Origin of the sequence: Psychrobium sp. 1_MG-2023 (genome assembly GCF_030689115.1) — a bacterium.
GTDB lineage: Bacteria > Pseudomonadota > Gammaproteobacteria > Enterobacterales > Psychrobiaceae > Psychrobium.
Map to the genome: position 1 here is coordinate 1 of NZ_JAUYVJ010000057.1, position 5,948 is coordinate 5,948.

Genomic DNA, 5,948 nt, shown 5'->3' on the forward strand with positions numbered 1-5,948 from the left:
TCAATGCTAAGAGATGGAGTGATGTGGGAAGCGCCAAAAGTATGAAATTAACTATTGACGCCATAGTCTCTTGTTAGCCCTTATTTTTGTATTGTTGCAGTGATAGCACCAGCCCCAACGAGCATGCCACCACTAACCTTATTAAAACCGTTTTGAAATTTAACTGAACTTACTTTGCTACGCAATATACCTGAAAATGTGGCATAAAACGAAACGCTTGCTGTCGATACAGCAAGAAAAGTTACAGCCATAATTAACATTTGAGGCAAAAAAGGTGCATTAGCATTAATAAATAAAGGAAAAAATGCCATAAAAAATATAATACCTTTGGGATTAAGTGCAGTTACCACTAAAGCATTGAAATAAACAGAGCCTTTCTGCATCTGTTTTGGAGCAACTTCTGCAACACTTACTTTTGTACGAAAAGCTTTGATACCTAGATATATTAAATATAACGCCCCAGCCCATTTTAGAATAGTAAACAGTGTTGCTGATGTTGCTAATAGAGCACCCATACCGACAAATGAAAAACTCATGGCAATGACATCACCAGATAATGTACCTGCAACTAAAGGAGTAACAGATTTTTTTCCGTACTCTAATGCTTGTCCCATAACCAAAAATACAGTTGGGCCTGGTGAAAAACATAAAATCATTGATGCGGCAATAAATGAAATCCAAACTTCAATACTCAATTGATTCTCCAATGAGGGCTAACGCCCCCATAAGCCGTGAGCAATGCTGGCACAATTTGTTGCGCCTTTTTTCTTTTGCAACCAATGTGATAGCGTTGCGAATCGGACTTAATGGGCTTGTTAAATGCCTTTAAAAGTCCAAACTTGCTTGAAAAACAGTCTGTGGAATGTCTAAAACCATTCCCCTATTAATAGAGTACTTGTCAAAAACATACTGCTTAATTGCTTCTTCGTTACGCCTTGGAATTTTCGTGTCAGCAATAAGAATTGACTCAGATGCTTCTAGCTCTAATGGATCTACAATGGAAATTTTGTTTACAAATTTAGCGACAAACTCTGATTTTTTTAAACAATCATATTGGGGAGATTGGTCATTAATTAGTAGCCTAGCTATTCCAGTGCTTCCATTGATGACAAATGCCCCATCAATAATATTTTTATTCCTTAAAAATAGGCTTTCGGAAAAATAGTAACACCACTTTGCTTCATTTGAAGCTGAGTCAACATCAATAATACTTTTACGCCCATAGAACGTTGATTCAAATTGTTTAACTTGTGTTGATGGGTTAACCCCACTTGTCACAACAAATAAAAAGCAATATTTACTATTAGTATTAGATTTTTGAGCTGCTAACTGCTTAATGCCTTTTTCAATAACATTAGATATAGTTCGCCAGTAGCCAGTTGTATGTGTTCTTTGATATACCTCACCGCTCTCAAGTGTAGATTTTTGCTCTTCATGCACCGTTTGTGCATCAAATTTTTCTTTCAACTCGATTAGTACATTATCCTTGCCACGAACAATAAAGTCAGGAGTTTTCTCTTCTGTCTCTTCTATTTTTTCTGCTATCAAGTCAAATTTTTTGAGGTAGCCAATAACTGTATCTTCAATATCACTACTGGGCATGGAATCTCCGTTGGCATTTAACGCCCCCGTAAGCCGTGAGCAATGCTGGCGCAATTTGTTGCGCCTTTTGTTTTTGCAACCAATGTGACTTCATTACGAATCTGCCTTGACGGGCTTGTTATAAGCGCTTCAATCAGATTCATTATTAAATTTGAAAGTCACGTTGAAGCAACGTTCTGAATATTTAGACTCATTGAATTTCCAACGTTTCAAAGCACGAAGTGATTCTTTATCGAAAACCCTCTTAGGTTCAGCTCGCAATATCTTAGACTCAAAAATATTGCCGTCCCCGTCTACAAGAATTTTAAAGTCAACGTACGCTGAATTAAATCTATCGGAGTGAATAGGCCACTTTGCCTTTTCACTTTTAATCAATTGAAATCTCTCGCCGATGCAAGATTCTACTTCAAAAGTATCCGTTGTAATAAACGCCACTAAGCTAGCAGCGAATAATTGAGATATCATCATAGCTTATAACGCTTACATAAGCGGAAATTTACAGTTGGCTAAAATGTTTGAGGAACGAAAAACAGCCAACTGTAAATTTTCCGTTTAATGTTCTTGTTAGTTTTTGTCTTGCAACTCTACTCTTTTTAAAGCGATTGAAGCAACTATACCTGCGAAAACTGCAAACCCCATAAAACCTATAATAGATTGAATGGTTGCAATAACCTCTGCAACAATATCGTTAGGAACTATATTACCGTAACCCAGTGTTGTGAGTGTTACGGTACTAAAGTAAAAGTGTTTCCAAGTGCCTTGAATTTCATTTCCACTCGCGTCTACAACACTCCCAAACATATAAAGACAGGCAAATAACGCTATATAGTTGAGAATAATAAAAGGAACACTAATTTTTAGCATCGCGGAATCATAAACAGGCTGAGAAGATTGCTTAATTATCAAAGCCCAAGGCTTGTAAACACCTTGTGAAAACCATAAGCCAAAAAGCATAAATACTATATAAGGCCAAGGTGAATACCAAGCTGTAGCCCAATAAAACAAGTGAGTAAAAAGAATAAATATTAAAACAGATGCTCTAATTCGAAACTCTGAAGAAAAGGCAAATTGGGCGAATCGAGTTTGAGCTAACCAATTGGAAAATTTGATTAATCGGCTTTGTTCTTTATTTTCCATAACTTAATTCAAACTCCGATCAATGGATTAACACTGAGAAAACTAACGCCGCATTAAGCGGTGAGTAATAGTTTGCCAAAATGTGTAGCGAAGCGGAACCGGGCAAACTGTTACGAGTCCGTTTTAAATGCCTTGTTATATGCCCCATTCAACGGCACTAACACCGTCAATACTTTTAACAATTGTTTCTAGTTTACTTTTAACTTTTATCTCAGCAGTTCTATCGGCCTTTCCAAATAACTTTTTGAGGAAAGGAATCCTTTGCTCAGGCCAAATTTGCCAAAGTGGAATTCGGGTTTCTTCATCGTTTTTGCCCATAAAAATATCAACCGAAACCCCTTCTACATTTGCCTCTATTGAGAACATATAATCGGAATCGACCGGTTCATTTGGATCAAAGCTTAATTTGGTGAGTTCAGAGTACACGTAATCAGCCAATTCCTTGGAAGAATCAAATTTGTTTGTTTGGAAATATAAGTTTTGATTCATGCGCAATCCTTTAAGGGCATATAACGCCACGTTAAGTGGCAAAAAATTGTTGGCTAAAATTAGCGACGCAGGAGCAAAAAGCCAACTGTTTTTTGTCCATTTGAACGCCTTGTTAGTTGCTGATAGTTAAGCACATTTTTCCAACCAACAACACTTAAAATAATTTACTGAAAGTGATAGCTAAATAACAGCCACCACAACTTTACTACCAATCGTGAACTTTGAGCCTTAAACACAAAAGTTAATTATTTTCCCAAAATGTGTAAGGCGAAAACTGATTACCCAAAAGTAAAAAGCAACATTATAAACGCTAAAAATTGAAACATTAAAGGAAGGAGAATAACAGCAATCCTTTGATGTGAAGTGCCAAAATTAGCAAGTAAATTTACTCGCATAAGTTGTGGCAACTAACGCCTCGTTAAGAGGCAAATAATATGTTGGCTAAAATAAGCGACGCAGGAGCAAAAGCCAACTGTTATTTGTCCTGCTTTAACGACTTGTTATATTTTTGATATACAAAGCCGCCAATAAATGCTGCAACAGGAACTTTAATAAGCATAAATGCAGGTGATATCCATTCTGCACCAACTAGTCCATAGCCACTGTACCAGTATGCGCTTAAACAAAAGTACGCTACACCTGAAACCAACCCGATCCAAACTTTCTTAGAGGCTGAGATTACAACGGCTAAATATGCTCCGAATACAGTAACTATGAAAGATAAAGAAAAATCGGTAAAAACTCTACTGAATGGAACATTTCCATCAAATGGGTAAGGGCCAAAAAGCATTGGCAATAGAGTCCCCGGTAAAACTACGGAACCTTTTAGTATTATTATGAAGCCAATTATTATGGCGAAACCATCCCTGAGGTAATTCATGTAACTCCTAAATTCGAGAAAAATATAACAGTATATTAGTCAGACTTCTTATCAAACTCGACTAAAATATTTTATTAAAAAAGCTAATTTAAAATAAAAAACCCAATTAATCAATTAATTAAAAATTCGGCTCTCGTCTATTCTCACTTTTTCCACTGTGGAGAAATTGCTTAGACTGTAAAAAGAGAGAAATAAAGTGAAAATATCCAAAAAGCATCAAAATTAATATAAGTTTAATCAGCACGTTAGGTTACCGGCGTTGTTTTCACACACGGGAAAAAGAGAGAAATAAATAGGTCTTAAATTTGATATTTTTAACATCTTTACTATAACTGTATATCCACACAGTAAAAGTAAGGGTAAAAAAATGTCCTCCCCGTTCTTAGAAAGTGTTCGAGATGTTTTACGCACAAAACATTACAGCCTACGCACCGAAAAAAGCTATTTGTATTGGATTAAGTATTACATTTTGTTTAATGATAAACGGCACCCTAGTGATATGGGGGCGACAGAAGTCAATCGATTTCTAACACACCTAGCAGTAAATCGTGGGGTCAGCCCTGCAACGCAAAATCAAGCGCTTTGCTCTATCGTCTTCATGTATAAGCATACAATCATGCGTGATTTAGTAGGGTTACAGTTTTCATACGCCAAGAAGCCCAAAAATATGCCTACGGTATTAGACCCTGTTGAAGCAACGAAAATATTGAGTAAGATATCGGAGCCGTACCAGCTAATTGCTGCGCTACTTTATGGAAGTGGTTTACGTCTAAATGAAGCATTGGGCTTACGTATCAAAGACATTGATTTTTCTAATAAGACCATATTCGTTTTCAGAGGCAAAGGGAAGAAAGATAGACTATCGTTACTACCTCAATCCCTAATAAGCGACCTCAAGTCCCAGATAGCTAAGGCAACTAAGTTGCATCAGCGAGATTTGGATGATGGCTACGGGTTGAGTTCGGTGCCAGCTTCATTATTTCGAAAGTATAAGTTCGCACTGAAAGATTTGAGCTGGCAGTATTTATTCCCTTCTTCTTGCCGCTGTAATCACCCTGTTGATAATTATATATGTCGACATCATGTTCACCCTTCATCATTTGCTAAGGCACTACGTAAAGCTAAACTTCAGACCGATGTTGCCAAACGAGTCTCGGCGCATACTTTCAGGCATAGTTTCGCCACAGCCTTATTACAAAATGGCGCGGATATCAGAACCGTTCAAACGTTACTGGGTCACAGTGATTTACGAACCACCGAGATATATACCCATGTAGTTGGTAGTCAATTTGCGGGGACAATTAGCCCGTTTGATCATATCCGACTACAGATTGCAAACAGCTAGCAGTTAACATGGCATTAGGGCTTTGGTAAGTGGCACAGTTGAAGTTTAGAAAGCTGGTGTGAGATCCCGCATAAAAGACTTGCGGGATGACGGGGATATTGCTAAATGACAGGGTTATATTTCGGCATCAGACAATCCTTATTTAAAAGCCCGAATGGTATGTTATTAGCAAGCGTTTAACCGCAGGGATGCGGTTTGCGAGCGTTCCATGGATGGCCTTGAGCGGCTTGCGATTAACATGGCGTTGGTGTTTTGGTAGCTGGCAAAGTTGAAGGTTAGACAAGCGGTGTGAGATCCCGCATAAAAGACTTGCGGGATGACGGAGTTATGTTGTGGGATGTCGGGGTTTAGGCAATAAAAAAGGCTGCAAAAGCAGCCTTTTCAATAAAGATAAACCAGCTATTACCAGCCTGTTTTCTCTTTAAGTGCAACACCGATGTCTGCTAGTGAACGTACAGTCTTAACGCCTGCAGCTTCTAGAGCAGCTGGATATAT

General features: G+C 37.8%; 7 protein-coding genes. 1 reads left to right on the forward strand and 6 read right to left on the reverse strand.

Annotated features, from left to right (window positions below; genetic code table 11):
- Positions 1-80: 80 nt before the first annotated feature.
- From Q8W26_RS17555 to Q8W26_RS17580, 6 genes are all read right to left on the reverse strand, one after another.
- On the reverse strand, positions 81-695 hold the full coding sequence (locus tag Q8W26_RS17555) for a LysE family translocator (RefSeq protein WP_305473856.1): 615 nt from the start codon (positions 693-695) through the stop codon (positions 81-83).
- Positions 696-825: 130 nt separating this feature from the next.
- Positions 826-1,602: a hypothetical protein gene (locus Q8W26_RS17560; RefSeq protein ID WP_305473858.1), complete on the reverse strand. Its 777-nt coding sequence runs from the start codon at positions 1,600-1,602 to the stop codon at positions 826-828.
- 129 nt (positions 1,603-1,731) lie between these two features.
- Positions 1,732-2,070 (reverse strand): energy transducer TonB, encoded by a 339-nt coding sequence (locus Q8W26_RS17565; protein ID WP_370694298.1) that lies wholly within the window; start codon positions 2,068-2,070, stop codon positions 1,732-1,734.
- A 96-nt stretch (positions 2,071-2,166) separates the two neighbouring features.
- Positions 2,167-2,739: an ion channel gene (locus Q8W26_RS17570; RefSeq protein ID WP_299263933.1), complete on the reverse strand. Its 573-nt coding sequence runs from the start codon at positions 2,737-2,739 to the stop codon at positions 2,167-2,169.
- 135 nt (positions 2,740-2,874) lie between these two features.
- Entirely contained in the window at positions 2,875-3,228 is a 354-nt protein-coding gene (locus Q8W26_RS17575; RefSeq protein ID WP_305473859.1) for a hypothetical protein, read from the reverse strand.
- A gap of 475 nt (positions 3,229-3,703) precedes the next feature.
- Positions 3,704-4,108: a hypothetical protein gene (locus tag Q8W26_RS17580; RefSeq protein WP_305473860.1), complete on the reverse strand. Its 405-nt coding sequence runs from the start codon at positions 4,106-4,108 to the stop codon at positions 3,704-3,706.
- Positions 4,109-4,475: 367 nt separating this feature from the next.
- On the opposite strand from Q8W26_RS17580, the gene Q8W26_RS17585 reads away from it, so the two are divergent.
- On the forward strand, positions 4,476-5,453 hold the full coding sequence (locus Q8W26_RS17585; RefSeq protein WP_305473861.1) for an integron integrase: 978 nt from the start codon (positions 4,476-4,478) through the stop codon (positions 5,451-5,453).
- Positions 5,454-5,948 lie beyond the last annotated feature (495 nt).

Excerpts from the sequence above, each read along its gene's own strand:
- Q8W26_RS17560 (WP_305473858.1), bottom strand. The coding sequence starts at position 1,602 with ATGCCCAGTAGTGATATTGAAGATACAGTTATTGGCTACCTCAAAAAA.
- Q8W26_RS17565 (WP_370694298.1), bottom strand. The coding sequence starts at position 2,070 with ATGATGATATCTCAATTATTCGCTGCTAGCTTAGTGGCGTTTATTACA.
- Q8W26_RS17570 (WP_299263933.1), bottom strand. The coding sequence starts at position 2,739 with ATGGAAAATAAAGAACAAAGCCGATTAATCAAATTTTCCAATTGGTTA.
- Q8W26_RS17575 (WP_305473859.1), bottom strand. The coding sequence starts at position 3,228 with ATGAATCAAAACTTATATTTCCAAACAAACAAATTTGATTCTTCCAAG.
- Q8W26_RS17580 (WP_305473860.1), bottom strand. The coding sequence starts at position 4,108 with ATGAATTACCTCAGGGATGGTTTCGCCATAATAATTGGCTTCATAATA.
- Q8W26_RS17585 (WP_305473861.1), top strand. The coding sequence starts at position 4,476 with ATGTCCTCCCCGTTCTTAGAAAGTGTTCGAGATGTTTTACGCACAAAA.